We start from the raw sequence: 24,535 nt of genomic DNA, 5'->3' as shown, positions 1-24,535 counted from the left end.
CCTTAAAAATATACGAGGGTGCTGTTTGAGGCTTCTTATCTGATGCCAATGCAATCCAGCGTCATAAAGGGTGTCATGTCTCGCTCACAGGATGGCCGGTTGGAACATTGTCAATCTGGCTGAACCATTAATTCGATATTAATTTTATCCATTCAGCCTTAATTCAATTAAGGATGGGTTCAGTTTTAATATAGTCGTTAATTCAGCGCTAATTCAGGTTTAATGGCTAGGGAACTGTCACTTTAATTACTTAATAGCAAAATGAGTCCTTGAAATGGGAGGTAAATAAAAGATTGTGTGAGCCGCGCAGCAAATAAATTGAAGGCTTATGTCATCACTGACGCCCTTTGCTATAGTCGGTCAGACTTAAGAGGAATGCCTCTCCACCATTTTCGATGAGTAGTGTGTTAATTTTTAAACATCGTGTTCTCTTTGCGCTATGGCATTGGGATGTATAGCCCTCTCTCTCGAGCGGTTGTAAAGCTGTTGTGAATATCAGGCCAGGTGTTTTTTTCGGTAGATATTTATTTTTTTTCGCAATGCCAGACCGTTGAAGAGGGTGTCGAAATAGAAGAGGTATTACTTAAATGGTAAACAAAACATACCGATAGGTGCTTACTGTCCCATGTTGATAAGCACGCAACCATTATTGATGCCACTGTGCTCGGTCGCATCCAGGGTCTGGGTATTTTAAAGGAATCAATTGTATTCATTAAGGTCTCAGCTCGGTCAGCTTAAGATTTATAAGTAACTGTTATTACCTCGCAGCAATAAATTAACTGTTATTGCCAGGCCGCGGCGTACCTATTCATGGGCGATCACCAAGAACCAATGTCGAAGATATTTATATTTATGAACAAAGTGTGAATATGTTGATGGGATAAATATCGCTCGAAAGGCGATCGCCAATTAACAAGGCGCTGAAAAAAATTATTTAACAGAACGAAGGATTGCGTCTGGGATTAACCCTGGGCGACGCCCTGGCACTGCAACGCTAATAAAACGCTACAAAACCCAGCACAAAGATGTGCAGGGATTATCGGTCAGGGAAATGACTTCCTGAGGCATTGATTGTCTTCAGTGTCTCGCAATAAACACGTCATTAAAGGAAGAAAAATGAAAACCAAGTGGCTCCCGATTACTGCCGCCGTTATTGCTGCGCTATCCGCTCCGACCGCATTCGCTGCTGAAGCTGGTGGTTTCGACTATTACGGCTATTTCCGCTCCGGCATGGGCACAGGTGAAGGCGGCTCCATGCAAGATGCCGTGGGTGGCAGCTTCCAGAAGAACAAACTGGGTCGTCTGGGTAACGAATTTGATACCTATGCCGAGGTCGGTTTTGGCAAGGAGCTGAAAAGCGACGACACCAAGTCCGTCTATATCCAGACCATGTTCAATTTCTACGATGGTGATACCAACAGCAAGATGGATGACTCCAACTTCGGTTGGGAAAACATGAACATGCAACTGCGCAACTTCATGGGGATGGGGGAAACCTCCTGGGTCGGGATCCGCCAGTACAACAAAGGCTATGTGATCGACTCGAATGATTTCTTCTACTGGAACCAGACCAACGTCGGTGGTGGTATTGAAGGCATGCAACTGGGTCAGGGAAAGCTCTCTGTGGCGGCGCTGCACCGTGATATCGCCGATTCCTACAATAACAGCGATGGCGAGCGAATTGAGGACATGATCGACTCCAACCAACTGGAGTTGACCTATGACAGCTTGCCCGTCTGGAACGGCGCTACCCTGGCCATGGGCTACAAGTTCTTGAACGCGGATGCGACCGACGAGCAAACCGATGCCGATCTTGGCAACCATGACTACGCCGATGGTCATGCCCTGATGCTGGAGCTGAATCAGTCCCTGCTCGGGACCGGTTGGAACAAGACCACACTCCAGTACTATGTGGACGGCTCCGCCCTGCAAGGGGTCACCTTCGGTTCGGCCGACACCCTGAACGGCACTGTCGAGAGCGGTAACGGCTTCGCCATTCGCAACTACGGCATCATCCCGTTGGCTGCCGACTGGGATCTGAGCCACGCCATCAACTACGCCGAAGCGAACGACATCAAGCAGTGGAATGGCATTGAAGGTGACGCCAGTGCCTTCGCCGTGAGCGCCAAGGTCACCTATCACTGGACCGATATCACCCGCACCTATGTGGAAGCCGGTTACTTCGATGACGAGAAGACCGAGAACGGTGATGTGAGTTCCCGCAGTGGTTCCAAGACCACCATCGCCCAGGCCTTCTCCTTCGGCCGTGGTGAGCCGGAGCTGCGGGTCTTCGCCAGCTACCTCGATAGCGACAACAGCGACTGGGACAGCTCCCACGCCTTCGATAACGGCACCGCGGATGACACCTGGACCGTCGGCCTGCAAGCCAACGTCTGGTGGTAAGGGCGTAGGCAGGATCTTCGGCTGACATCTGTGCTCTGTTCAGCACAGGGCACTAAAAATGGCAGATAAACCGGAATAAAAAAGAAAGGGTTGGCATCATGATGATGCCAACCCTTTGTCTTGTATGGTGTTCCCGACTGGAGTCGAACCAGTGGCCTGTCCCTTAGGAGGGGACCGCTCTATCCAACTGAGCTACGGGAACCTTGTGGCGGGCATTATACAAGAAGCCGCCACCATTTAAACCCTTGATTCCTATTCCAATACGGCCAAGTCACCAATCTGGACGTTAAACGGCGAATATTTGTTCTGGCTGCTGATGATGGCGCCATCCTCGAATACCTGCACCACCTCGAACAGGCCATCGGCCGGGTTGCGCATCATGCGGGACTTGCCATAAGGGTCGACGAAGTCGGCGCTGTGCTGGACCCGGAACTGATCCCCGAGCTTGACGCCGTTGCGCCTTCCTAAGTTGATGTGGGGGCCGCGATCATGCTGACCCACGATGCGGGCGGTGACCGGAGCGCAGCTCAGTTGTGAGGTGATGTCCTGCGCCGCCTCCTGCAACTGGTAGTCCACCTCCTGACCGTAGCTTGACTGCCAGAACTGGCCGCTGTTGCTGCCGATCTGTTCCCGCTTGGAGAAGGTCCAGTTGGCGCGTCCCTGATACTCCTTGCGGCTGAGCAGGCTGCCGTTGATGCCGTCAAACAGATAGAGCTGCATGCGAAAGTTGCGGATGGGATCCCGGTACCAGCTGGTCAGCTGGTTGCCCTGGGGCTCGAGGGAGAGATCGTCGATGCTGCCGAGCACCAGATACTGGCTGTCGGTGCGAAGGCTCAGCGCCTTGATCTCCTCGAGGGCACTGCTGTCCCCTTGCTGCAGGTGGAGCGGGTCGATGCGCAGGTTCTCGTCCAGCCATTGGCGGGCGACTACCCCTTGCGGCGCCTTGGCCAGGGTTTCGAACAGATGGCGGGAGAGATCCGCCGGCATGTCATCGAGGGCGCCGGTGCTGGCCTGATCCGGATAGCGCATCCGTAAGCGGACCAGCGTCAAATCCTTGGCGTAGTGCTGGGTCTGGCAGATCTGGCGCTCGGCCTGAATGTCGGCCTGCAGCGTGATGTACATGCGGCCGTTGCGCACCTCTTCCCGCTTGAGCCGATACTGACGGATATCGCCACCGGAGCGGATCTGGATCTGCTCCGAGCGCAGGCTGCCATTTTCCAGGCGCTGGATGCTGGAGACGGCCGCGCCACTTGCCAGCAGCGCCTGGCGCAGCGCATCCCGGGTCGCCTGCTCGCGGGCATAGGCTTCATCGCCACCCAGGATGGCGGCGCTGCCCTGGGCCTCGATGATCTCGGCCCGGGCCGACAGACTTAGCAGCAGCAGGGTTAACGGCAGCACAACTTTCATAGTAAACACCTTGAATAAGTGGACCTCATCGAGCCAGCACCAGCAGATGGCCTGGGCCGGTGGCAGTCCTGAACACCGGTCGGGTTGTACCCGTGGTGCAAATAAAAGCAAGATCCATGCCTCATTCCCTGTGCCACGCAGAGCGGGCGCGGGATCCGCGCAGGGGATCCGGGATCCTGAGAGGCTTATCACGAGATCCAGGGTGATTCGCACCTCAAGTGTTGGCCGCCGCGACCGATAACAGAGTCAGGTGTAGATACAGGAAAGGTATCCATGAACAGATTTATCACGGCGTTGGCTATCACGCTGGCGCTGACCGGCTGTGGTACTGCCGACCCCATCAACCGGGATCAGGGAGATCCCAGGCAAGCGGCCAAGGGCATGGAGCTCAACTGGCTGGTGGCACGCATGACCGATCAGCTGATGGAGCGTAAGTCCCTCACCACCCTGAGCGAGCCCATTGCGGTCGCCTCTTTCGTCGATCTCGATACCCTCAAAGACACCAACTGGATGGGCCTGCAGATCGAAGAGAGCTTCATCTACGAGCTGAACCGGCGCGGGGAAGTGGTGGTGGACTTCAAGACCACCGGCAGCATCCAGGTGACCCCCAGTGGCGACTTCGTGATGAGCCGCAACTACCGGGATCTCTCCGCCCGTCTGCCTATCTCGCGCATCCTGACCGGCACCTTCAGCCGCAACTCGCAGGGGATCCTGGTCAACGCCCGCATCATCGATCTGCGCACCAAGATGGTGGAGACCACGGCCCAGAGCCTGATCCCGCAACAATACCTGTCCGGCGCCAGCAACTCGTTTGGCCGGGCATCCGTCAACCGGGGTTACCTGATGCGGGGCGGCCAGAGCGCGTCCGGACATCTGGTCAACCTGACCCCCTGACAAGGAGTAATAGATGAAAATCCTACTGGGTTGCCTGATGGCAATGTTATTGACTGCCTGCAGCGGCAATCGGGTCGTTAACTACGATACGGCAACGAAGCCGGACGATTTTCCTGTGCTCAAAGCGGTCGGCTATGCGGTGATCGACATCCAGCCGGGGCCCTCCCAGTCGGAGAAGATGCTGCAAGCTATTCGTGCCTCCAAGATGGATGCCTACCGCGAGCTGGCGGAGCAGCTCAATGGCCAGCAGGTGAGCGGGCGCAGCAGCTACAAGGACCTGACCCAGACCGCCAACACATTGGATGTCTCGGTGGCCGGCATGGTGCGCGGTGCCCGGGTGGTGGCGACCTATCCCCGTGGCAACACCTATGCAACCGAGATGGAGCTCGATACCCGCTCGCTTTATAACCTCAACCAGCTGATGGCGGGCCAGTTCTAGGGGCAGTCGGCACCAGTGTGAACAAGGCGAGCCAGGGGCTCGCCTTTTTGTTGTCCGGGATCCGGATCTGCCGGGTATAGCGGGGGGTTATCGCCCCATCAGGCTGGAAAAAGGGTCGTACCAGCGGCCCCGAGCGTATTAATAAGGTGAATGCTAGGTGCCTGTCGTTCAATTTGATTAAACGTGCTGTCGAGGGGCGGCTGTGGAGGAGGGGCACGGGCGGGTCAGGCAGAGAAAAAAAAGAGGCGAGCAGGTTGCTCGCCTCTTGCGGTCGGGACGGCTTATTTGCCCAGCAGCACCGGCGGCACCGTGGTCGGCTTGACGTCTTCGCTCGGGTAGCAGCCCAGCACCTTGACGTAGCGGGTGATCTTGGTGAGCTCCAGCAGGGCGGCCTGCATCTGCGGGGTCTGCAGATTGGCGGACACATCCAGGTAGAACATCTCCTCCCAGGGGTTGCCCTGCACCGGCCGGGATTCCAGCTTGGTCATGTTGATGTCGTGGCTGCGCAGCACCAGCAAAGCTTCCACCAGGGAGCCGGGGCGCTGGGAGGTGGACATGATGAGGGTGGTCTTGGCCGGGATCTGGGACGCCACGTCGATGGGCTTGCGGGCCACCACGATGAAGCGGCTGTAGTTCTCTTTCTGGTTCGCGAGCTGCTCGGCCAGCACGTCCAGCCCATAGAGCTCGCCGCCGGCGGCGCTGCCGATGGCGGCCGCGTCCGGACTGGCCAGCTCCTTGACCTTCATCATGGCGCTGGAGGACGAATCGCAGATCTCGTGGCGCGCCCCTTCCAGCTTGCTCAGGTAGTGGGAGCACTGCTGGAATACCTGGGGATGGGCGTAGAAGGTCTTGATGCGAGACAGCTCGGTCGGCACCGCGGTCAGGATGCAGTGCTCTATGGGGTAGGTCAGCTCACCGACGATGGAGAGGGTGGTGTGCTGCATCACGTCATACACCTCGTTGATGGAGCCCGAGCTGGTGTTCTCGATGGGCAGCACCCCGAAGGCGGCGCGACCCGATTCCACGGTATCCAGCACCTCGCGGAAGTTCTGGCAGTTCACCTCGATCACCTGATCCTTGTAGCGTGCCAGATACTTGCGGGCCGCCAGGCTCGAGTAAGAACCGCGCGGACCCAGGTAGGCGACGCTGGTCATGGGCTCCTGCTGCTCGGGGTTGAGCAGGCTCTGTAGATAGGCCTGCTGGGAGAGCACCGAGTCTTCGATGATGGTGTGGTAGATGCGGGTGATGTACTGGGCATCCAGGGCGAGGGGGCGCCCCTTCTGAATGAGGGCCACCAGCAGATCCTGCTCGCGCTGGGTGTCGCGAATGGGGCGCGGGTTGGCCTGCTTGGCACGGGCGACCTCGATGCTGAGGGTCTTGCGCTTGGCCAGCAGGGCGAGCAGCTCCTCATCCAACTGGGTAATGTCCTGTCTGATCTCGTCGAGCGTAGCCATTGTGGTTCCCTATCCAAGTATTCTGTGGTGGTGAATGCAAAAAAAAGCCTCCGCTAGGGGAGGCTCGATTCGTCTTTGTTTTCTGTTCATGCGACGACAGGGCCTTCCCTCATGTGGGCCGGATAAACGAGAAAACGAAGAAGAATGATGCGTGCATGGGTGTGTCCTTGAGGTAACGCCATAAGCATTAAGGGATTTAGGCGCTCGATGCAAGTAAAACTTGCCCGTGACCGGTGAAGGGGGCAGGGTATGGAGCAGGCAAGCGGGGCCGCATCAGAGCCGTATTGGCCCCTCCCTATCAGCGCAACAAGCAGTGCAACAAGCGCAATCAATGCAAGCGAGCAGGAGGCGAGAGATGGCGATTATCTTCGATCTGGGACGGGTGGTGGTGAGCTGGGATCCGGTGGCCATAGTGAGTTCCGTGATGGGGCCGGTGGATGCCGAGGTGCTGGCGGAGCGGCTGTTCAACCACCCGGACTGGCTGGAGGTGGACAGGGGAACTCTGTCATTGCACACCATGGCGCGCCAGGCCGAGGCACGCACCGGACTCATCGCGGCGCAAAACCTCGCCATCTTGCAGGCGGTGCCCGCTTCCTTGTTGCCGGATCCCGCCATGGTGACGTTGATCGAGGAACTGCACGGCGCCGGCCATACCCTCTATGCGCTCTCCAACATGGGCCATGCCAGCATCGACTGGCTGGAGCAGCATCAGCCGTTCTGGCGCTTCTTCAGCGGCAAGGTGGTGTCGGCGCGGGTGCGCATGATGAAGCCGGAGCCGGACATCTATCGCTACCTGCTGGTGTCGTTCGATCTCAAGGCCGAAGAATGCCTGTTTATCGATGACAGTCCGGCCAATGTGGCCGCCGCCGAGGCGCTCGGGCTGCGGGGTTTATTGTTTATCGACGCCAAGATGTGCCGCAATTACATGATTGAGCAGAAATTTTTACCAATCTGATGGCGGGCTGAACCGCTCATCCGTGGTGCTATTACTCAGCTAAAATGTATCTCACTTGAATCTAAAAAAAATAAAAAACGGTTTTATCCTTGTTCTTTAAGGGTCTATTCAGCTTTCTAACAACAAAATGGTATCCAATTCATCATCCGGAGTAGTCGTAATGGATGCCAATGTTGTCGTGCTGAATCAAGGATACGATCAGACCTTTCAAGCCAGGGAGCAACGGCTCATCGAGACCCTGGCCGGTTATGGTGAGCTGATCGTTTCCTTCTCCGGCCGGCTGGCATCTTGCTACAGCATGGACCTGTGCCGCGCCAGTGGTATCAAGGTGCGGGCCATCACCCTGGACAACCCGACCCTCAGTCGCCAGGCGGTGTCACGGGCCAAACGCTATTGCCGCCATTACGGCATCGAGCAGAAGGTCGTCAGAACCGACGAGCTCCTCATCTGCAGCTATCCTGGCCGCTCTGGCAAGGTGATCGATCCCATCCGCTATGTCTGCCAACTGACGGCGCTGGAGAGCAACTGGGATCATCAGCCCATACTGTTGCCCGCCTCTGCCGAGGAGCAGCAGTGCTACCTGCAGAGTTTTAACAGCCTGCCGTCCAATACGCTCTGGTGCTTCGCGGATCAGGGCATGACGGACCGGGATTTTCGCTACGGCTTTCACAAGCGGCGGCTCGATCTCTGGGGCAATGGTGGCAATGGCTGCCTGAGCAGCCGCTTCGCCGATCCGGGTTCACTGGATCGCGATAATCTGCGGATGGTGGACATGGCCGAGGAGATGCTGTGCGACATGGGGCTGGACGGGGTACAGGTCTTCTTCCACACCCTGGCGGACCGGGTCACCACCCTGGCGCGGGTGCGGGTGCCCCAGCGTTTGCGGGCGCGCGCCTTTGACATGCAGGCCAGCATCCTCAAGGCGCTCAAGAGCACCAATTTCGATCTGGTGACCCTGGACATGGTGACGGGGGAGGATCCCCAGGCCCTGGTTATCTAGGCGCCCCAGCGGCAGGACGTGAGGCGGGTCATAGGCAAGGGCCGCCCGACTCTTTATACTGACGCCCTTCGCTTCTCTATCGAGCCACTAGCCTATGAAACCCCTGTCCCGCTTGCTGATCGCCCTCTGCCTCTCCCCGCTGCTGGTGCAGGCCGCCCCTCTGACCCAGGTCACCCTGGCGGACGGGCGTCAGGTGCAGCTCAACGATGACTTCACCTGGGAGTATCTGCTGGTCAAGCCGGCGACCCCGGCCGAGGTCGCGACCGGGGCCGTGGTGGCGCCGGTGCTGACCGAGCAGGCGCTGACCAATCCGGACATGCTCTCCCAGGCAACCAAGGATGGCATCAACGTCAAACTCGAACTGGTGGAAGGGGATGATCCCCTGTTGCTGCATTTCAAGCTGAGCAACAGCGGCACGCGCAACGTGGTGCGGGTCAATGGCACCGTCACCCTGTTCAGCGAGCAGGGCGCCCAGCTTGGCAGCCAGGCCGTGCGCTTCTGGGCCGGCGAGAACCGCTTGCCGGAGTCCTATCTGCGCAAGGGGGAGCAGCGTCCCTCCCGCGCCATCGAGCTGGCGCGTCCCGCCGGCCTCAACAGCAAGCCGCTGGTGCGGGTGCAGATAGATGAGGTGGAATTTCGCTAAGGAGTTCGCTCATTTTCTGTTGGAACGCATTTTTATAGCGATATCGACCACCCAATGGGAACTGATGCCGATAAACGGCTGTCAGAGTGTCGACATCAGGCCAGGAAGGTCAGATCTCGGCGCCTGAACCGGGCCGGGACTGGGACGAAAAAGGGGGCCATTGGCTCCCTTTGTCCCTGGATTGTTGCTCCGGTAACCGTCTGCAATATTTGCTTACATCTGCAATGCTTTGGCAACAGCTTGCCGCTCGGCACCATCCCCTTTGCCCGTCACAATGACCCCATACCAGTTAGCGTCCTGCTAGCTCAACAAATGGAGTCAATCACATGCAAAAAGTCGCACTGTCCATCCTGGTTCTGGCCGGTCTCTCTTCCACCTCCGCCTTCGCACAGGATGCCTTCAGCTACGCCAAGGGCGCAGCGACCTGGGCGCACACCAAGTCCGATTACGTCGGTGGCAAGGACAGCAACAACCGTGATTTCGGCGGTCTGAGCCTGGATCTGTCCAAGAGCTTCGGCTCCAACTTCTACGGCCGTCTGGGCACCGAATACACCTCCCGCAACAGCGGCAACGACAGCCTGGGTACCACCAGCCTGGGGATGGGGGTGTTCACTCCCCTCAGCACCGGCCTGAACCTGTACGGTGAAACCGGCCTGATGGGTTACAGCATGGAGCGCGAGTTGGCCAACAACGTGAACAACTCCGGCTGGGACGACATCACCCGCAAGAGCAGCGGCAGCCTGTACGGCGAAGTGGGTCTGCGTTATGACCTCGGCAAGGTTGAGCTCTCCACCGGCTATCGCTACGCCAACATGACCGACGACATGCACGATTTCAAAGTGGGCGGCGCCTACAAGCTGACCCAGAGCCTGGCGCTGACCGCCGATTACACCTATCGCAAGTGGGACCTGCAACAGGGCTCCATCTCCAGCCTGGGTGTGAAATACAGCTTCTAATACTTCCTTCCTGTAGTGTCTTGGTTTTGCCCATGGTTTCGGCCATGGGCTTTCTTGTTTGTCCGCTTTTTTTCGCTCACCCCACCTTGTACAGCTTTACCTATCTTGTACAACTGCTATAACTGAACCAATAGTTATACGTGGAGTGCATCTATGTACAAGATCAAGGTGGGGATCAGTGCCTGTCTGCTCGGTCAGGCGGTCCGTTTCGATGGGGGTCACAAGCGCTCCAGCTTCTGCGAACGAGAGCTGGGTGCCCACTTTGACTATCATGCCGTCTGCCCCGAGATGGCCATTGGCCTGGGGGCGCCGCGGGCCGCCATCCGGCTGGTCAAGCGCCATGGTGAGATCCGCGCTCTGGCGAGCAACGGCAGTTTCGATGTCACCGAGCAACTGATCGCCTTCAGCGAGCAGCAGGCCGGGCGCCTCGATTTTCTCTCCGGTTACATCCTCTGCGCCAAGTCGCCGAGCTGCGGCATGGAGCGGGTGCGCATCTATGGCGCCAATAACGAGGGGAGCGCCAAGGAAGGCGTCGGTCTGTTCGCCCAGGCCCTGATGGCGGCCAACCCCCTGCTGCCGGTGGAAGAAGATGGTCGACTGTGCGATCCGGTGCTGCGGGAAAACTTCGTACTGCGGGTCTTTGCCTACCACGACTGGCAACAGTTGCTCGCCCGTGGCCTCAGTGCCGCCCGGCTCATCGCCTTTCACGCCCGCTACAAGTATCTGGTGCTCTCCCACGCCACCAGCCACTACCGGACCCTCGGCCGCCTGCTGGCGGATCTGGGACAAGGGCAGCTTGAGGAGACGGCGCAGCGCTATATCCAGGGGCTGATGACGGCCCTGACCCTGCGTGCCAACCGGCGCGGCCACACCAATGTGCTGATGCACCTGCAGGGCTACTTCAAGCGGGTGTTGACCCCCTCTCAGAAGCGGGAGCTGACCGAGACTATCGACAAGTACCGCCTCGGCATAGTGCCACTGCTGGTGCCCCTGACCCTGCTTCGCCACTACCTGTGCGAATTTCCCAATCCCTACCTGGCGCAACAGGTCTATCTTAATCCTCATCCGGAAACGCTCAGACTCAGGTATGGCCTGTGAGCTGCGGTGAGGCCGACGCTTCCGATGGCCGCGCAATCCGCGGCCAGCACCTATCGAACGGACTATCCATGCAAGACAAGATTGATGACACCGGGCTCTACCCCATTCGCGACGTCTCTCGCCTGACCGGGGTCAATGCCGTGACCCTGCGCGCCTGGCAGCGCCGCTATGGGCTGGTGCAGCCCGCCCGCACCGACAAGGGCCACCGCCTCTACAGCGAGCAGGACATCCGCCAGATAGGCGAGATCCTGAGCTGGCTCGAGCGCGGGGTCAGCATAGGTCAGGTCAAGGGGCTGCTGAGCGAACCCCAGCCCCAGCTGCCCAGCGACCACTGGCAGCAAACCCTGGAGCAGCTCTGCCAGGCGGTGCTCGCTTTTAATCGGCGCAAGGCCGAGTCCATGCTGCAGGATTTGCTCACCAGCTATCCGTTTGAACTGGTGCGCGGCCGGGTGCTGCAGCCGTTGCTGGATCAACTGCTCGGCCTGTGGCGTGAGCGCCCCGATGGTGAACTGCTGCAGGGGTTCTGGCTGAGTTGGCTGCAGGCCCATTTCGGCCGTCATCTCATCGAGCAAGAGAAGGGGGTCCCCGTCTGTCTGGCGAGCTGGGGTCAGGTCGGCCCGCTCGATCTGCACTGGTACGCCTATGAGTTGATCAACCTGGGCCACGAGGTGCATCTGCTCGGCGCTTGCGATCCCAGGGGGGCGGCCCTGCTGGCCGGGCGGGTGCCCGAGCGCTGGCTGGTGCTCTTGGGGGCGGGTCTGGGCAAGCAGGAGCTGGCCAGCCACTGGCCCGAGGGAACCCGCTTGTTCGGGCCCCTTGGCACCCTCTATGACGATACCTGGCTGGCGCAGCAGGCCTGGTCACCGAGCCTGCCGAGCGGATCTGGCGAGACATCACGTACCGATGCTGCGTCAGCGGATGGGGAGACGCAGGCATGAGGCTGGTCTGGTTTCGAAACGATCTGCGGCTGGCCGATAACCCGGCCCTGCGCCACGCCTGCGCCATGGCTGGCGATAACAGCGGCGGTGAAAAGGAGGAGGTAGCCGCCCTCTTTATCATCAGCCCAGCGCAGTGGCGAGCGCACAAGATGGCCCCCATCCGCCAGCGTTTCTTGCTGGCTCAGGTCGATGAGCTGGGCAAAGCGCTGGCGGCGCTTGGCATTCCCTTGCACCTGCTGCGGGTAGAGCGTTTTGCCGAGGTGCCGGTCGAGATCTGCGCCCTGGCGAGTCGGCTCGGGGTGCGCCAGCTCTACGCCAATCAGGCCATCGAGCTCGACGAGCAGCGCCGGGATCTGGCGGTGAGTCAGGCTTTGCAGGGGCAGGGAGTCCAGAGTCACTGGTTCAACGGCTGCTGCGTGCTGCCGCCGGGGCGGGTGCTGACCGGCTCCAAGGAGATGTTCAAGGTGTTCACCCCCTTCAGCCGCGCCTGGTTGAAGGCGCTGGAGGAGGATGGCTTCGTCATCCATCGCGCCCCGGCGCCGTTGGGAGCTCCCTTGCCCTGGACGCTGTTCGCCGAGACAGGACTGGCCGAGGCCGGGCTGGTCGAGGAGAGGGGGCGAGAGGCCGAGGAGGCAAAGCGTTGGCCAGTGGGGGAGGCAGAGGCACAGCGCCGCTTGCACGCCTTCCTGGAGGAGGCCGTGCTCGACTATGGCCAGACCCGGGACTTCCCGGCTCTGGCCGGCACCTCCGTTATCTCCCCCTATCTGGCGGCGGGGATCATCAGCCCGCGCCAGTGCGTGGCGGCGCTGCAGCAGAAGCTCGGCTACCGGCCCCAGTCCAAGGCGCAACCCGGCTTCGTCTGGCTCAATGAGATCATCTGGCGCGAGTTTTATCGCCACCTGCTGATGCTGGTGCCGAGCCTCTCCATGAACCTGCCGTTCAAGGCCGAGACCAAGTCTCTGCCCTGGGGCTGGGATCCGGCGGCGCTCTCGGCCTGGTGCGAGGGGCGGACCGGCTATCCCATCGTCGATGCGGCCATGCGCTGCCTCAATGCCACCGGCTGGATGCACAACCGGCTGCGGATGATAGTGGCGAGCTTCCTGACCAAGGATCTGCACCTGCACTGGCGGCTCGGGGAGGATTACTTCATGAGCCAGCTGGTGGATGGGGATCTCGCCGCCAACAACGGCGGCTGGCAGTGGGCGGCAGGCACCGGCGCCGATGCGGCCCCTTATTTTCGGGTGTTCAACCCCACTACTCAGGGTCAGCGTTTTGATCCCGATGGCAGCTTTATCCGTATCTGGGTGACAGAGCTCAAGGATGTGCCGACCGCCTTGCTGCATCAGCCTCACGAGTGGCTGGTACAGCAGGGTAGAGGGGATTATCCGGCTCCCATGGTGGATCATGCCGTTGCACGGATAAGAGCCATCGAGATGTTCCGGGAATTGGAGAGAAAGTAGGATGAACGAACCGCTGGCCCATTTCATCGTTCTCTATCTGCAGCTTGACAGGCAACAGTTGCACCGGCTGCCGGAGATCTATGCGGAGCAGGTGATCTTCATCGATCCGGCCCACCGCATAGAGGGGCTGGCGGCGCTCACCCGTTATTTCGCCTCTCTCTATCAGCGGCTGGATTACTGCCGTTTCGAGATAGTGAGCCAGCAAGAGCAGGGCAACGAGGCCTGGCTGAGCTGGGTCATGACCTTCGCCCATCCCAGGGTCGCAGGGGGCCAACCGGTGCGAGTCGAGGGCGCTACCCGGTTGCAATTCGATGCCTGGGGCAAGGTGTGCCTGCACCGGGATTACTTCGATCTCGGCGCCATGCTGTACGAGCAGCTGCCCCTGCTGGGGCGCGTCATCCGCGCCATTCGCGCAAGGTTGGGCGCATGAGCGGGCGCGTGCTCATCACCGGGGCCAGCTCTGGCCTCGGCCGCGAGCTGGCCCTTGGCTACCAGCAGGCGGGCTGGCAGGTGTGGGGCTGCGGCCGTGACGAGGCCCGTCTGGCCGAGCTTGCGGCCGCCGGGGTCAATCCGCTGCGTTTCGATGGCCGCGATGGTGACGCCACCGCCGCAGCGACCGTCGGCTTGCCGCCGCTGGATCTGCTGATCCTCAATGCGGGGGGCTGTGAATACATCAAGTATGCCCACCAGTTCGATGGCGCCCTGTTTGCCCGGATCATCGACACCAACCTGGTGGCTACCGGCCATGCGCTCGCCGCCTTCCTGCCTTTGCTCGGCAAGGGTTCTCGGCTGGCCATAGTCAGCTCGGCGGTGAGCTGGCTGCCACTACCACAGGCAGAGGCTTATGGGGCCTCCAAGGCGGCGCTCGACTATCTGGCGGCCAGCCTGCGCCTCGACTTGAGAGGGGCCGGCATAGGGGTGACCCTGATCCGGCCCGGCTTTATCGATACTCCGCTGACAGCCCGCAACCGCTTCGCCATGCCCTGCCTGCTGCCCGCCGACAGGGCGGCCCGTCTCATCATGAAGGGGCTGACGGCTGGTCGGCAGCAGATCCATTTCCCGTTTCGTTTCATATTGTTATTGCGCCTGCTTGGGGCGCTTCCTGTGGGCCTCTGGCTGCGCCTGGCCCGCCATCTCACTTAGCAAGGATGCCAAGTATGAAGAGAAGGATTGCTATCGTCGGTTCAGGGATCTCCGGCTTGACTGCTGGCTATCTGCTGCATCAGCACCATGAGATCCAGTTGTTTGAAGCCGCTCCCGTGCTGGGAGGGCACACCGCCACCGTCGATATCAGCCAGGATGGCGATACCCATGCCATCGACACAGGGTTCATCGTGTTCAACGACAGAACCTATCCCAACTTCCTGAAACTGCTGGTAAAAATTGGGGTAGCCCGCCAAGCCACCGAGATGAGCTTCTCGGTCAAGAGTGCGGGGCTTGAGTACAACGGCCACTCCCTGACCAGTCTGTTTGCCCAGCGCAGCAACCTGCTGCGCCCCCGTTTTTACCGCTTCATCGCCGAGATCCTGCGCTTCAACCGGCTGGCTCGCCGCTGGTTGGCCACATCCCAGACGAAGGATGCCGAGCCGACCCTGGGCGCCTTCTTGCAACAGGGAGCCTTTAGCGACTACTTCGCCCGCCACTACATTCTGCCCATGGGGGCGGCCATCTGGTCATCGACCCTGGCGGACATGCGCGCCTTTCCCCTAGGCTTCTTTCTTCGCTTCTTCGACCATCATGGTCTGCTCAGCGTCACCAATCGTCCCCAGTGGTATGTGATCCCGGGGGGATCGCGCGAATACATAGCCCCGCTCACCGCCGGCTGGCAGCCGCAGATCCGTCTGGCCTGCCCGGTGCAGGGGATCCGGCGGGTGTCCGATGGCGTACTGCTCCAGAGTCCCCGGGGTGAGGAGCAGTTCGATGAGGTGATCCTCGCCTGCCACAGCGATCAGGCGCTGGCCCTGTTGGCCGATGCCAGTGTGCAGGAGCAGCAGATCCTCGGGGATATCGCCTATCAGGCCAACGAGGTCTGGCTGCACACCGATGTGGCTGCCTTGCCCAAGCGGCGCCAGGCCTGGGCCAGCTGGAACTATCAACTCGATGACGACGAGCAGGCCAGACCCCTGGTGACCTACAGCATGAATATCCTGCAGGGGCTTGAGTCTGGCCGCGAGTTTTGCGTCAGTCTCAACCCTGTCGGCAAGCTGGATGAGCACAAGGTGCTGCGCCGTTTCGTCTACCATCATCCGGTGTTCAACCAGGGGGCGCTGGCGGCGCAGGGGCAGAGGGGGGAGATCTGCGGGCGGCAGCATACCCACTTCTGCGGCGCCTACTGGTACAACGGTTTTCACGAGGATGGGGTGCGCAGCGCCCTGGATGTGGCCCGCCGTTTCGGAGCTGAGCTATGAGCGCCGCCCTCATCAGCGGCCTCTGGCAAGGTGCCGTGCGCCATCGCCGCTTCGCCCCCCGACCCCATGCTTTTTCTTACTCGCTGTTCATGCTGGGGCTGGATCTGGATGAACTGCCCGGCTTGCAACTGGGCCCTTGGCTCGGGGTCGAACGCGCCGGTCTGCTCTCGTTTCGTCGCACCGATTATCTGCGGGGCACGACGGGCTCCCTCAAGCAGGCGGTGTGGGATAAGGTGGCGGCCCTCGGCGGGGAGGCGGGTTCCGATAGGGTGCTGCTGCTCGGCAATGTGCGCTGCCTCGGCTTCTACTTCAGCCCGGTCAACTTCTACTTCTGCTATCAGGGCAGCGAGGCCCGTTATCTACTGGCGGAGGTCTCCAACACCCCCTGGAACGAGCGTCACTACTACCTGCTGGACTTGGCGGCGCTAGTGCCCCATGACAAAGATTTCCACGTCTCGCCCTTCATGGCGCTGGCCATGCGCTATCACTGGCGCATTCGCCCGCCGAGGGAAGAGACCCTTATTCACATCGAGAGCCATCCCCAGAGCGGCGACCCCAAGTTGTTCGACGCCACCCTGGCGCTGGCCCGCTCACCCCTGTCCCGCCAGGGGCTCTGTGCGCTGTTGCTGCGCTGGCCCTGGATGACCCTGCGGGTGCTGCTTGGCATCTATTGGCAGGCGTTGAGGCTGTTTATCAAGCGGATCCCCCTGTTCACTCACCCGGAGACTCACTAATGGAACTGGTGCAATCCACAACCCCGATTTCTTCGTTTGATCGCCTCGCTCGCCAGCTGGTGATCACCTTGCTTGGCCACCTGCAGCACGGCCAGCTGTCATTGCGTGACGGGGAGGCAACCCTGACCTTCGGGATGGCGGACTCGGATCTGCAGGCCGAGGTAAGGGTGCTGGATCCTGCCTTCTACCGGCGCCTGCTATTGGGCGGCAGCATAGCGGCGGGAGAGACCTGGGTAGAGGGGCTCTGGACCAGTCAGGATCCGGTCACCCTGGTGCGGCTGCTGGCCCGCAACATGGCGCTGCTCGACCGACTGGAGCGGCGCTTTGGCTGGCTCAGTCTGCCGCTCAACAAGCTGCGTCACTGGAGCAGCCGCAATACCCTGACCGGCTCGCGGGTCAACATAGCGGCGCACTACGACCTCGGCAACCGGCTCTATCAGGGTTTTCTCGACAGCCACATGCAGTACTCCAGCGCCATCTACCCGACGGCGGATGCCACTTTGGAAGAGGGGCAGCAGGCCAAACTCAGAACCATCTGCGAGCGATTGGCGCTGGGGCCGGATGATCATCTGCTGGAGATCGGCACCGGCTGGGGCGGGCTGGCCATCTACGCCGCCCGTCACTATGGCTGCCGGGTGACCACCACCACCATCTCCCAGGCCCAGCACGACCATGCCCGCGACTGGATTGTGGCGGCGGGGCTAGAGGATCGCATCACCCTGTTGCTGGAGGATTATCGCAAGCTGGAGGGACGCTACGACAAGTTGGTCTCCATCGAGATGATAGAGGCAGTGGGTCATGCTTTTTTGCCGGACTATTTCAGACAGTTGTCTCGCCTACTCAAACCCGGTGGCCGTTTGCTGATCCAGGCCATCACCATCGCCGATCAGCGCCACGCCCAGTATGTGCGCAGCGTGGATTTCATTCAGCGTTACATCTTCCCCGGCGGCTGTCTGCCGAGCGTCTCCCAGCTGGCGGGCTTGCTGGCCCGGGAGACCGACATGCAGCTGGTGAGACTGCATGATCACGGCCATCACTACGCCCGCACCCTGGCCCACTGGTGTGAACGCTTCCTGGCGCTGGCCCCCGAACTGCCGAGGCTGGGCTACAGCCAGGACTTCATCCGGCTGTGGCACTTCTACTTTGCCTATTGCGAGGGGGGATTTTGGGAGCGAGCCATCAGCCTGGTGCAGCTGGAGGCCGCGAAACCTGGCCCGGATGGCTGGCAGGGGGATCTGCCAGTAAGCAGTCACTGACCATGTGGCCCTTGGCCCAGCTGCTGGGGTTCAACCTCTACTGGTGGCTGGCGGTGGCATGGCAGCAATCGGTGCCATTAATATTGTTACTGGGCCTGCATTTGCTCTGCTCGCCGGATGCTCGCGGGGATCTGCGGTTATGGCCGCTGGCCCTGGCCGGTTGCCTGCTCGATGGCCTGCTGTGGCAACTCGGGTTGTTCGAGTTTTCCCATGGCTTTCCCCTTTGGTTGGGGCTGCTGTGGCTTGGATTTGCGATGACCCTGGGCCAGGGATTGCGCTGGTTGCTGCGCTTGCCTCGTTGGCAGCAGGGCGTGCTTGGCATGGTGGGAGGGGCGGCTTCCTATGTGGCGGGGGCCATCATGGGGGCAGTACACTTACCTTGGGGCATCGGGATCAGCGGCCTCGTGCTGGCGCTGATCTGGATGTGGTGGTTACCCCTACTGCTGTGGGTAATGGTCAAGCTGGAGGGTGAACCAAGATGAGCACCTTTTCGACCGATACTCTGCTGTTTTCGAAGTGGACCAGAGAGGATCAGCACACGCCGAGCGAGCATTTCTATCTGGTGGTTTCTTGCCTGCGAGACGGGCAGGGACAGCTGATCGGGGTGGTGATGCAGGACATCAACACCCTGCAGGAACAGGAGATGAACTGCCATGAACTGGAAGATCCCGCACGCTGGCACATGGGCTGGAACTAGTCTGCTGCTCGGGCTGTTGCTCTGGCCTTGGCTCGCCAGCGCACAAGCTCTGCCCTGGCAGCGGCTGCGCACCGTCGGCCAGGGAGAGATGCACTGGCTCTGGTTCAAACTCTACGATGCCACCCTCTATAGCCAGAGTGGCCAGTATCGCCCCGATCATTATCCGCAGGCGCTGATCCTCACCTATGCCAGATCCATTTCCCGCCAGGACTTGCTCACCGCGACCGGGCAGGAGTGGCAACGGCTGCAGGTTAGCAGCCCTGAGCAGCGTCAACGCTGGCTCAGACAACTGGCCAGCTTGTGGCCGGATGTGCAGCCCGGTGATCGGCTCGGTTTCTACGTGGATGCCGCAGGGCAGGGTCATTTCTGGTGGCGAGACAAGCCGCTGGGCACTGTGCCTGACCCTCAGTTCCCGGCCGCGTTTCTGGCCATCTGGCTGGCCGACAACAGCCGCGATCCCGCCCTCACCCGCCGCCTGCGTGGCCAACCCTGATACCGGAGTCCCTCATGCCTCTCTACCGCACATGGCGTATTCTGCTGCTGTGGCCACTGCTGCTGCTGGCAGCTTGTGGCGCCAGCATCGATGACTATAGAGGGCAGGGCCCGAACTTGGATCTCGCCCGTTTCTTCAATGGCAAGCTCATGGCTCACGGCCTGGTGACCGACCGTAGCGGCGAAGTGACCAGTCGCTTTCGAGTCGAGATGCAGGGACGCTGGCAGGGTGGCAAGGGGGAGCTGTTCGAGCAGTTTTATTTCGACGACGGCCGCCGGCAGACCCGCACCTGGTTTTTGAACAAGGGGGCGGATGGGCACTGGCGCGGTACCGCCTCGGATGTGGTGGGGGAGGCGGTGGGCAAGACGGCAGGCTTTGCCCTCAACTGGCGCTATCAACTCGATCTGGCCCTGCCGGACGGGGAGGTAGTGCGGGTCAGTTTCGATGACTGGATGTATCTGCTGGATGAAGATCGCCTGATCAATCGTGCCGAGATCAGCAAGTTCGGTATTCACCTGGGGGAGGTGATCCTCTATATCGAGCGGCTTGAGCGATGAAAGCATGTGCTTTTCCCACTGACGATAGTCATTCACTATCAATTGCCAAGGCAATAACTATTGTCCTTTGAGTCTGTGCGGGGATATTCTAGCCCTGTTCCCAATATTCTTTCCCACCTGGAGGTGAATGATGAAAAGCCCTATTGGTCTTGATACCGTTCAATCACAAGCCCTGGCCGCCGAGCTGAACAAGTTGCTGGCCAGCTACCAGATCCTCTACATGAACGTCCGTGGCTTCCACTGGAATATTCGCGGCAACCAGTTCTTCGAACTGCATCTGAAGTTCGAGGAGATCTACAACGATCTGCTGCTCAAAGTCGATGCCCTGGCCGAGCGTATCCTCACTCTGGATGGCGTCCCCATGCACAGTTTCAGCGACTATCTGAAGGTCTCCGCCATCCCCGAGCAGAAAGGTCTGCACGATGGCCGTGCCTGCGTCGAATCCCTGCTGGAAAGCTTCCGCGAGCTGCTGGTGGCCCAGCGCCGCATCTTGGGGCAAGCCGCCGAGGCCGGTGATGAAGGCACCGCATCCATCCTGTCTGACTATGTCCAGCAGCAGGAAAAACTGGTCTGGATGCTGCGCGCCTACCTGGCGTAACCGCCTCGGCCGTTCCCTCTGTCCCTGAACTGTCTCTTCCTTATCCATCTTGTTGCCGCCCTTTCGGGCGGCTTTTTTGTTTTTGATCTGCATCAATGAATACTTAATTGGTAAATTGAATGCCTATTAAGTTCTGATGGAGGGGAATAGAATCGCCACAAAACAAGCAACTGAAATGTCCAATTAGGAGAGGCATGATGTTTTGTGTGCAATGTGAACAGACAATTCGTACCCCGGCAGGCAATGGCTGCGCCTATGCACAAGGTATGTGCGGCAAGACGGCCGAGACCTCGGATCTGCAGGATGTGCTGATCTATGCGCTGCAGGGGCTCAGCGCCTGGGCGCTGGCCGCCCGCGAGCACGGCATCGTCGATGACGAGATCGACGCCTTCGTGCCCAAGGCCTTCTTCGCCACCCTGACCAACGTCAACTTCGACTCCGCCCGCATCGTTGCCTACGTCAACCAGGCGCTGGCCTATCGCCAGCAACTGGCGGCCACACTGGCTCCCCTGGCGGTGCAGGTGAGCGAGCTGCCCGCCGCGGCCCATTTCGAGCCGGGTGCCGATCTGCTGGAACAGCTGGCCCACGCGCCACAAACCGCGGTCAATCGCGGTAAGAGTGAGGTCAACGAAGACATTATGGGGCTGCGTCTGCTCTGCCTCTACGGCCTCAAGGGCGCCGCCGCCTACATGGAACACGCCCGAGTGTTGGATCAGCAAGACAGCGAGGTCGCCGCCGAGTTCCACCGCATCATGAGCTGGCTCAGCACAGATCCGAGCGATCTGGATCCGCTGTTCAAGTGCGCCATGGAAATTGGCATGCTGAATTTCAAGATCATGGAAATGCTTGATCGCGGCGAGACCAGCGCCTTTGGCCACCCCGAGCCGACCCAGGTCCGGGTCACTCCCATCCCGGGCAAGTGCATCCTGGTCTCCGGCCACGACATGGTGGATCTCAAGCTCATCCTGGAGCAGACCGTTGGCACTGGCATCAACGTCTACACCCACGGCGAGATGCTGCCGGCGATGGCCTATCCCTTCTTCAAACAGTACCCGCACCTGGTGGGCAACTACGGCTCCGCCTGGCAGAACCAGCAGAAGGAGTTTGCGAACTTCCCCGGCGCCGTGGTGATGACCTCCAATTGCATCATTGACCCGAACGTGGGCAACTACTCGGATCGCATCTTTACTCGCTCCATCGTCGGCTGGCCGGGCGTGACCCACCTGGAAGGGGAAGACTTCTCCGCCGTGGTAGCCAAGGCTCAGGCGCTGGAAGGTTTCAAGCACACCGAGCTCGAGCACTTCATCACCATCGGCTTTGCCCGCAATGCCTTGATGCAAGCCGCCCCCGCGGTGATCGACAAGGTCAAGGCCGGCGAGATCAGCCACTTCTTCCTGGTGGGCGGTTGTGATGGCGACAAGGCCGAGCGCGCCTACTTCACCGAGTTTGCCAAGGCCGCCCCCCAAGACAGCCTGCTGCTCACCCTGGGCTGTGGCAAATACAAGTTCAACAAGCTCGATTTTGGCGACATCGGCGGCATTCCCCGTCTGCTGGACGTGGGTCAGTGCAACGACGCCTACTCCGCCATCCAGCTGGCGCTGGCGCTGTCCGAGGCGTTCGAGTGTGGCGTCAACGATCTGCCGCTGACCCTGGTGCTCTCCTGGTTCGAGCAAAAAGCCATCGTGATCCTGCTCACCTTGCTGGCGCTCGGTGTGAAGGACATCCGCACCGGCCCGACCGCCCCCGCCTTCCTGACCCCGGCCCTGCTCAAGGTGCTGGAGGAGCAGTTCGGTCTGAAAGGCACCACCACGGCCGAGGCCGATCTGGCCGAGATCCTGGCGGCCTGATGGATTGTGCAGCCAGTCCGGTCTCAAGGGGCCGGACTGGGCGGCGCAGCCTGACTGCCTGATGTGAAGCAAATGTTGTAAGCCTTTGGCGAGCCGATTGGCTCGCTTTTTTTTCGAACCCGCTGTTGTTGAATGTATAAGAGGAGCCTTGCGATGACCTCCACCTCTCTTACCCTGCGTTGCATCGGCCGCCGCGCCGAGACCCATGATGTGGTGAGCTGGCAGTTTGCCGCCGTCGATGGGGGCTTGCCCGCCGTGTTGGCGGGCCAGTGCATCACCCTGCATACCGAGATAGACGGTCAGCCACTGTGCCGTGCCTATACGCTCTCTTCCAGCCCGCAGGATCCCTGCTGGCAAGTCACCATCAAGGATGTGGGGCTGGTGTCCCATCATCTGCACCAGAGCCTGCAGTTGGGGGACGAGATCCGCGCCGATGGCCCCTTCGGCGAGTTCAACCTGAGTGCGCTGCCGTGCGAGCGGCCACTGCTGCTCAGCGCCGGCTCCGGTATCACCCCCATGTGGGCCATGCTGCGGGACGAGCTCGACAAGCGGCCAGATGCGGACATTCGCTTCATTCACAGCGCCCGCTCGCCGGAGGACGTGATCTTCGCCACCGAGCTGGCCGCCCTGGCCGAGGCTCACGCCGGTGTGCGCCATGCGCTGATCTTGGAGCAAGCCCCCGAGGCCCATCCCTGGGTCGGGCGCCTCAGTGCTGACATGCTCACAGAGTTGGCGCCGGATTTTCTGAGCCGCCATGTCTACCTGTGTGGCCCCACGCCTTATATGGCGGCGGTGAGCGCCATGCTGGCTGCACTCGGCTTGCCCGCCAAACAGTTGCATCAAGAATCGTTCGGCTTGGCCGAGACGGCGCCAGTTGTGGCCACTGGCGACCACTTCTGGCTGACCCTGAAAAAGAGCGGCAAGAAGGTGAAGATCTTGCCGGGGCAGACCCTGCTGGCCGCGCTGGAGGGCGCTGGCGAGACCATGGCGGCCGCTTGCCGGGCCGGGGTGTGCGGCGCCTGCCGTTGTACCACCCAGGGGGAGATCGAGCGCCAGAGTCTGATGACCTTGAGCCCGCAGGATCTCGAGAACGGGGTGGCGCTGGCCTGCTCCTGTACCGCCAGGGGGGACATCAGCCTCGACTATTGATGGCTCCATTAGCAGCCCAACCTTTTCCTGTTCGGGTGGTGCGGGTACACTCTGCCCCAGTTTCAGCAGAACACGGGATTAGACATGACAATATTGGTCACAGGCGGCGCCGGTTATATCGGCTCTCATACTCTGGTCGAGCTGCTCAATGCGGGGCAGCAGCTGGTGGTGCTGGATAATCTTTCCAACGCATCCCCCGAGTCTCTCAAGCGGGTCGAGCGGATCACCGGCAAGGCCGTCACCTTCGTCGAGGGGGATATTCTCGACAGAGCCTGCTTGCAAGCGCTGTTTGCCGAGCACCGGATTGAATCGGTGATCCACTTCGCCGGCCTCAAGGCGGTAGGGGAGTCCAGCCAGATCCCGCTCACCTACTACCAGAACAACGTGACCGGCACCCTGGTGTTGTGCGAGGAGATGGCGAAAGCCGGGGTGTTCCGGCTGGTATTCAGTTCCTCCGCCACCGTCTATGGCGACCCGGCCTCGGTACCGCTGCGGGAGGATTTTCCCACCGGCGCCACCAACCCCTATGGTCGCTCCAAGCTGATGGTGGAAGAGATCCTGCGCGACCTTTCCAAGTCCGACCCACGCTGGGCCATCGTGCTGCTGCGCTACTTCAACCCGGTCGGCGCTCATGAGAGCGGCCTCATCGGCGAGGATCCCAACGGTATCCCCAACAACCTGCTGCCTTACATCAGTCAGGTCGGGGTGGGCAAACTCAAGGAGTTGGGGGTGTTCGGCGATGACTACCCGACGCCGGACGGCACCGGGGTGCGCGATTACATTCATGTGGTGGATCTCGCCATCGGCCATCTCAAGGCGCTGGCCCGCATCAAAAGCGACACCGGCGTGTTCACCTATAACCTCGGCACCGGTCAGGGTTACTCGGTGCTGGAGATGATCCGTGCGTTCGAGGCGGCAAGCGGTCGCCCTATCCCGTATCAAATCAAACCCCGCCGCCCCGGCGACATCGCCGAGTGCTGGGCCGAGCCGACCCTGGCCCGCGACGAGCTGGGCTGGCAGGCGGCGCGAGGGTTGGAGCAGATGATGATCGACACCTGGCGCTGGCAAAGCCAGAACCCGAACGGTTATCAGGCCTAAGCGGGCAGATCACAGATAGTAAAACGCCCCGATAGTTTGCCGGCAGCGTTT

The 24,535-nt window shown here is 60.5% G+C and carries 25 protein-coding genes, 1 tRNA gene and 1 other annotated feature; of the genes, 23 read left to right on the top strand and 3 right to left on the bottom strand.

Features of this window, described 5'->3' with window-relative positions; all coding sequences use genetic code 11:
• The first annotated feature begins 1,116 nt into the window (after positions 1-1,116).
• Positions 1,117-2,403 (top strand): carbohydrate porin, encoded by a 1,287-nt coding sequence (locus BN1137_RS07610; RefSeq protein WP_050718025.1) that lies wholly within the window; start codon positions 1,117-1,119, stop codon positions 2,401-2,403.
• A gap of 125 nt (positions 2,404-2,528) precedes the next feature.
• Here the strand turns inward: BN1137_RS07610 and BN1137_RS07605 are convergent.
• Positions 2,529-2,605: transfer RNA gene (locus BN1137_RS07605), tRNA-Arg, on the bottom strand.
• 50 nt (positions 2,606-2,655) lie between these two features.
• Entirely contained in the window at positions 2,656-3,810 is a 1,155-nt protein-coding gene (locus tag BN1137_RS07600) for a flagellar assembly protein FlgT (protein WP_050718024.1), read from the bottom strand.
• 273 nt (positions 3,811-4,083) lie between these two features.
• Here BN1137_RS07600 and BN1137_RS07595 point away from each other — a divergent pair, with 273 nt between their 5' ends.
• Together BN1137_RS07595 and BN1137_RS07590 are read left to right on the top strand one after the other, a co-directional pair.
• A complete protein-coding gene (locus BN1137_RS07595; RefSeq protein ID WP_050718023.1) occupies positions 4,084-4,704 on the top strand; it encodes a FlgO family outer membrane protein in 621 nt (206 codons plus the stop codon).
• Between the two features lie 13 nt (positions 4,705-4,717).
• Positions 4,718-5,143 (top strand): LPP20 family lipoprotein, encoded by a 426-nt coding sequence (locus tag BN1137_RS07590; RefSeq protein ID WP_050718022.1) that lies wholly within the window; start codon positions 4,718-4,720, stop codon positions 5,141-5,143.
• A 281-nt stretch (positions 5,144-5,424) separates the two neighbouring features.
• Here the strand turns inward: BN1137_RS07590 and pheA are convergent, their stop codons facing one another.
• On the bottom strand, positions 5,425-6,597 hold the full coding sequence (gene pheA, locus BN1137_RS07585; RefSeq protein ID WP_050718021.1) for a prephenate dehydratase: 1,173 nt from the start codon (positions 6,595-6,597) through the stop codon (positions 5,425-5,427).
• Between the two features lie 38 nt (positions 6,598-6,635).
• Positions 6,636-6,758 (bottom strand) — a sequence feature (Phe leader region).
• Positions 6,759-6,952: 194 nt separating this feature from the next.
• On the opposite strand from pheA, the gene BN1137_RS07580 reads away from it, so the two are divergent.
• The 20 genes from BN1137_RS07580 (at position 6,953) to galE (ending at position 24,484) form a co-directional block, all read left to right on the top strand.
• Positions 6,953-7,552, top strand: a complete 600-nt coding sequence (locus tag BN1137_RS07580; protein WP_050718020.1) for an HAD family hydrolase — start codon at positions 6,953-6,955, stop codon at positions 7,550-7,552.
• A 127-nt stretch (positions 7,553-7,679) separates the two neighbouring features.
• Complete coding sequence (locus BN1137_RS07575; RefSeq protein WP_083443399.1) at positions 7,680-8,552, top strand: adenine nucleotide alpha-hydrolase family protein; 873 nt, start codon at positions 7,680-7,682, stop codon at positions 8,550-8,552.
• Between the two features lie 94 nt (positions 8,553-8,646).
• Positions 8,647-9,195, top strand: coding sequence for a DUF3157 family protein (locus tag BN1137_RS07570; protein ID WP_050718018.1), 549 nt, complete (start codon positions 8,647-8,649; stop codon positions 9,193-9,195).
• A gap of 326 nt (positions 9,196-9,521) precedes the next feature.
• Entirely contained in the window at positions 9,522-10,151 is a 630-nt protein-coding gene (locus tag BN1137_RS07565; RefSeq protein WP_050718017.1) for an outer membrane beta-barrel protein, read from the top strand.
• 153 nt (positions 10,152-10,304) lie between these two features.
• Positions 10,305-11,249 carry a YbgA family protein gene (locus BN1137_RS07560; RefSeq protein WP_050718016.1) on the top strand — a complete coding sequence of 315 codons (945 nt, stop codon included), beginning with the start codon at positions 10,305-10,307 and terminating at the stop codon, positions 11,247-11,249.
• Between the two features lie 68 nt (positions 11,250-11,317).
• Positions 11,318-12,187 (top strand): MerR family transcriptional regulator, encoded by an 870-nt coding sequence (locus tag BN1137_RS07555; RefSeq protein WP_050718015.1) that lies wholly within the window; start codon positions 11,318-11,320, stop codon positions 12,185-12,187.
• Positions 12,184-13,647 (top strand): deoxyribodipyrimidine photo-lyase, encoded by a 1,464-nt coding sequence (gene phrB, locus BN1137_RS07550; RefSeq protein WP_050718014.1) that lies wholly within the window; start codon positions 12,184-12,186, stop codon positions 13,645-13,647. The genes BN1137_RS07555 and phrB overlap by 4 nt, the downstream gene beginning before the upstream one ends.
• A 1-nt stretch (position 13,648) precedes the next feature.
• Positions 13,649-14,077 carry a nuclear transport factor 2 family protein gene (locus tag BN1137_RS07545; RefSeq protein ID WP_050718013.1) on the top strand — a complete coding sequence of 143 codons (429 nt, stop codon included), beginning with the start codon at positions 13,649-13,651 and terminating at the stop codon, positions 14,075-14,077.
• Entirely contained in the window at positions 14,074-14,790 is a 717-nt protein-coding gene (locus tag BN1137_RS07540; protein WP_050718012.1) for an SDR family NAD(P)-dependent oxidoreductase, read from the top strand. The genes BN1137_RS07545 and BN1137_RS07540 overlap by 4 nt, the downstream gene beginning before the upstream one ends.
• A 14-nt stretch (positions 14,791-14,804) precedes the next feature.
• Positions 14,805-16,055 carry an NAD(P)/FAD-dependent oxidoreductase gene (locus BN1137_RS07535; protein ID WP_050718011.1) on the top strand — a complete coding sequence of 417 codons (1,251 nt, stop codon included), beginning with the start codon at positions 14,805-14,807 and terminating at the stop codon, positions 16,053-16,055.
• Positions 16,052-16,789, top strand: coding sequence for a DUF1365 domain-containing protein (locus tag BN1137_RS07530; RefSeq protein ID WP_050718010.1), 738 nt, complete (start codon positions 16,052-16,054; stop codon positions 16,787-16,789). Before BN1137_RS07535 ends, BN1137_RS07530 begins: the two co-directional genes overlap by 4 nt.
• Complete coding sequence (locus tag BN1137_RS07525; RefSeq protein ID WP_050718009.1) at positions 16,789-18,045, top strand: SAM-dependent methyltransferase; 1,257 nt, start codon at positions 16,789-16,791, stop codon at positions 18,043-18,045. The genes BN1137_RS07530 and BN1137_RS07525 overlap by 1 nt, the downstream gene beginning before the upstream one ends.
• Positions 18,046-18,047: 2 nt before the next feature.
• A complete protein-coding gene (locus tag BN1137_RS07520; protein WP_050718008.1) occupies positions 18,048-18,527 on the top strand; it encodes a DUF2878 domain-containing protein in 480 nt (159 codons plus the stop codon).
• Entirely contained in the window at positions 18,524-18,742 is a 219-nt protein-coding gene (locus tag BN1137_RS07515; RefSeq protein ID WP_050718007.1) for a TIGR02450 family Trp-rich protein, read from the top strand. Before BN1137_RS07520 ends, BN1137_RS07515 begins: the two co-directional genes overlap by 4 nt.
• The gene (locus tag BN1137_RS07510; protein WP_050718006.1) at positions 18,699-19,235 is read left to right on the top strand and encodes a chalcone isomerase family protein; all 537 of its coding nucleotides are present in this window, start codon (positions 18,699-18,701) and stop codon (positions 19,233-19,235) included. Before BN1137_RS07515 ends, BN1137_RS07510 begins: the two co-directional genes overlap by 44 nt.
• A 14-nt stretch (positions 19,236-19,249) precedes the next feature.
• On the top strand, positions 19,250-19,792 hold the full coding sequence (locus BN1137_RS07505; protein WP_050718005.1) for a DUF3833 domain-containing protein: 543 nt from the start codon (positions 19,250-19,252) through the stop codon (positions 19,790-19,792).
• A 130-nt stretch (positions 19,793-19,922) separates the two neighbouring features.
• On the top strand, positions 19,923-20,390 hold the full coding sequence (locus BN1137_RS07500; RefSeq protein WP_021140949.1) for a Dps family protein: 468 nt from the start codon (positions 19,923-19,925) through the stop codon (positions 20,388-20,390).
• Between the two features lie 197 nt (positions 20,391-20,587).
• On the top strand, positions 20,588-22,237 hold the full coding sequence (gene hcp, locus BN1137_RS07495) for a hydroxylamine reductase (protein ID WP_050718004.1): 1,650 nt from the start codon (positions 20,588-20,590) through the stop codon (positions 22,235-22,237).
• Positions 22,238-22,390: 153 nt separating this feature from the next.
• A complete protein-coding gene (locus tag BN1137_RS07490) occupies positions 22,391-23,386 on the top strand; it encodes an FAD-binding oxidoreductase (RefSeq protein WP_050718003.1) in 996 nt (331 codons plus the stop codon).
• A gap of 84 nt (positions 23,387-23,470) precedes the next feature.
• Positions 23,471-24,484: a UDP-glucose 4-epimerase GalE gene (gene galE, locus BN1137_RS07485; protein WP_050718002.1), complete on the top strand. Its 1,014-nt coding sequence runs from the start codon at positions 23,471-23,473 to the stop codon at positions 24,482-24,484.
• Positions 24,485-24,535 lie beyond the last annotated feature (51 nt).

The sequence above is a fragment of the Aeromonas tecta genome (genome assembly GCF_000820185.1).
Lineage (GTDB): Bacteria > Pseudomonadota > Gammaproteobacteria > Enterobacterales > Aeromonadaceae > Aeromonas > Aeromonas tecta.
The sequence above is the reverse complement of the archived record's forward strand: the minus strand, read 5'-3'. Positions and strand labels throughout refer to the sequence as shown.

What these genes read in the sequence shown, in the direction of transcription:
- BN1137_RS07610 (WP_050718025.1), top strand. Translation starts at nt 1,117, where the DNA reads ATGAAAACCAAGTGGCTCCCGATTACTGCCGCCGTTATTGCTGCGCTA.
- BN1137_RS07600 (WP_050718024.1), bottom strand. Translation starts at nt 3,810, where the DNA reads ATGAAAGTTGTGCTGCCGTTAACCCTGCTGCTGCTAAGTCTGTCGGCC.
- BN1137_RS07595 (WP_050718023.1), top strand. Translation starts at nt 4,084, where the DNA reads ATGAACAGATTTATCACGGCGTTGGCTATCACGCTGGCGCTGACCGGC.
- BN1137_RS07590 (WP_050718022.1), top strand. Translation starts at nt 4,718, where the DNA reads ATGAAAATCCTACTGGGTTGCCTGATGGCAATGTTATTGACTGCCTGC.
- pheA (WP_050718021.1), bottom strand. Translation starts at nt 6,597, where the DNA reads ATGGCTACGCTCGACGAGATCAGACAGGACATTACCCAGTTGGATGAG.
- BN1137_RS07580 (WP_050718020.1), top strand. Translation starts at nt 6,953, where the DNA reads ATGGCGATTATCTTCGATCTGGGACGGGTGGTGGTGAGCTGGGATCCG.
- BN1137_RS07575 (WP_083443399.1), top strand. Translation starts at nt 7,680, where the DNA reads ATGGTATCCAATTCATCATCCGGAGTAGTCGTAATGGATGCCAATGTT.
- BN1137_RS07570 (WP_050718018.1), top strand. Translation starts at nt 8,647, where the DNA reads ATGAAACCCCTGTCCCGCTTGCTGATCGCCCTCTGCCTCTCCCCGCTG.
- BN1137_RS07565 (WP_050718017.1), top strand. Translation starts at nt 9,522, where the DNA reads ATGCAAAAAGTCGCACTGTCCATCCTGGTTCTGGCCGGTCTCTCTTCC.
- BN1137_RS07560 (WP_050718016.1), top strand. Translation starts at nt 10,305, where the DNA reads ATGTACAAGATCAAGGTGGGGATCAGTGCCTGTCTGCTCGGTCAGGCG.
- BN1137_RS07555 (WP_050718015.1), top strand. Translation starts at nt 11,318, where the DNA reads ATGCAAGACAAGATTGATGACACCGGGCTCTACCCCATTCGCGACGTC.
- phrB (WP_050718014.1), top strand. Translation starts at nt 12,184, where the DNA reads ATGAGGCTGGTCTGGTTTCGAAACGATCTGCGGCTGGCCGATAACCCG.
- BN1137_RS07545 (WP_050718013.1), top strand. Translation starts at nt 13,649, where the DNA reads ATGAACGAACCGCTGGCCCATTTCATCGTTCTCTATCTGCAGCTTGAC.
- BN1137_RS07540 (WP_050718012.1), top strand. Translation starts at nt 14,074, where the DNA reads ATGAGCGGGCGCGTGCTCATCACCGGGGCCAGCTCTGGCCTCGGCCGC.
- BN1137_RS07535 (WP_050718011.1), top strand. Translation starts at nt 14,805, where the DNA reads ATGAAGAGAAGGATTGCTATCGTCGGTTCAGGGATCTCCGGCTTGACT.
- BN1137_RS07530 (WP_050718010.1), top strand. Translation starts at nt 16,052, where the DNA reads ATGAGCGCCGCCCTCATCAGCGGCCTCTGGCAAGGTGCCGTGCGCCAT.
- BN1137_RS07525 (WP_050718009.1), top strand. Translation starts at nt 16,789, where the DNA reads ATGGAACTGGTGCAATCCACAACCCCGATTTCTTCGTTTGATCGCCTC.
- BN1137_RS07520 (WP_050718008.1), top strand. Translation starts at nt 18,048, where the DNA reads ATGTGGCCCTTGGCCCAGCTGCTGGGGTTCAACCTCTACTGGTGGCTG.
- BN1137_RS07515 (WP_050718007.1), top strand. Translation starts at nt 18,524, where the DNA reads ATGAGCACCTTTTCGACCGATACTCTGCTGTTTTCGAAGTGGACCAGA.
- BN1137_RS07510 (WP_050718006.1), top strand. Translation starts at nt 18,699, where the DNA reads ATGAACTGGAAGATCCCGCACGCTGGCACATGGGCTGGAACTAGTCTG.
- BN1137_RS07505 (WP_050718005.1), top strand. Translation starts at nt 19,250, where the DNA reads ATGCCTCTCTACCGCACATGGCGTATTCTGCTGCTGTGGCCACTGCTG.
- BN1137_RS07500 (WP_021140949.1), top strand. Translation starts at nt 19,923, where the DNA reads ATGAAAAGCCCTATTGGTCTTGATACCGTTCAATCACAAGCCCTGGCC.
- hcp (WP_050718004.1), top strand. Translation starts at nt 20,588, where the DNA reads ATGTTTTGTGTGCAATGTGAACAGACAATTCGTACCCCGGCAGGCAAT.
- BN1137_RS07490 (WP_050718003.1), top strand. Translation starts at nt 22,391, where the DNA reads ATGACCTCCACCTCTCTTACCCTGCGTTGCATCGGCCGCCGCGCCGAG.
- galE (WP_050718002.1), top strand. Translation starts at nt 23,471, where the DNA reads ATGACAATATTGGTCACAGGCGGCGCCGGTTATATCGGCTCTCATACT.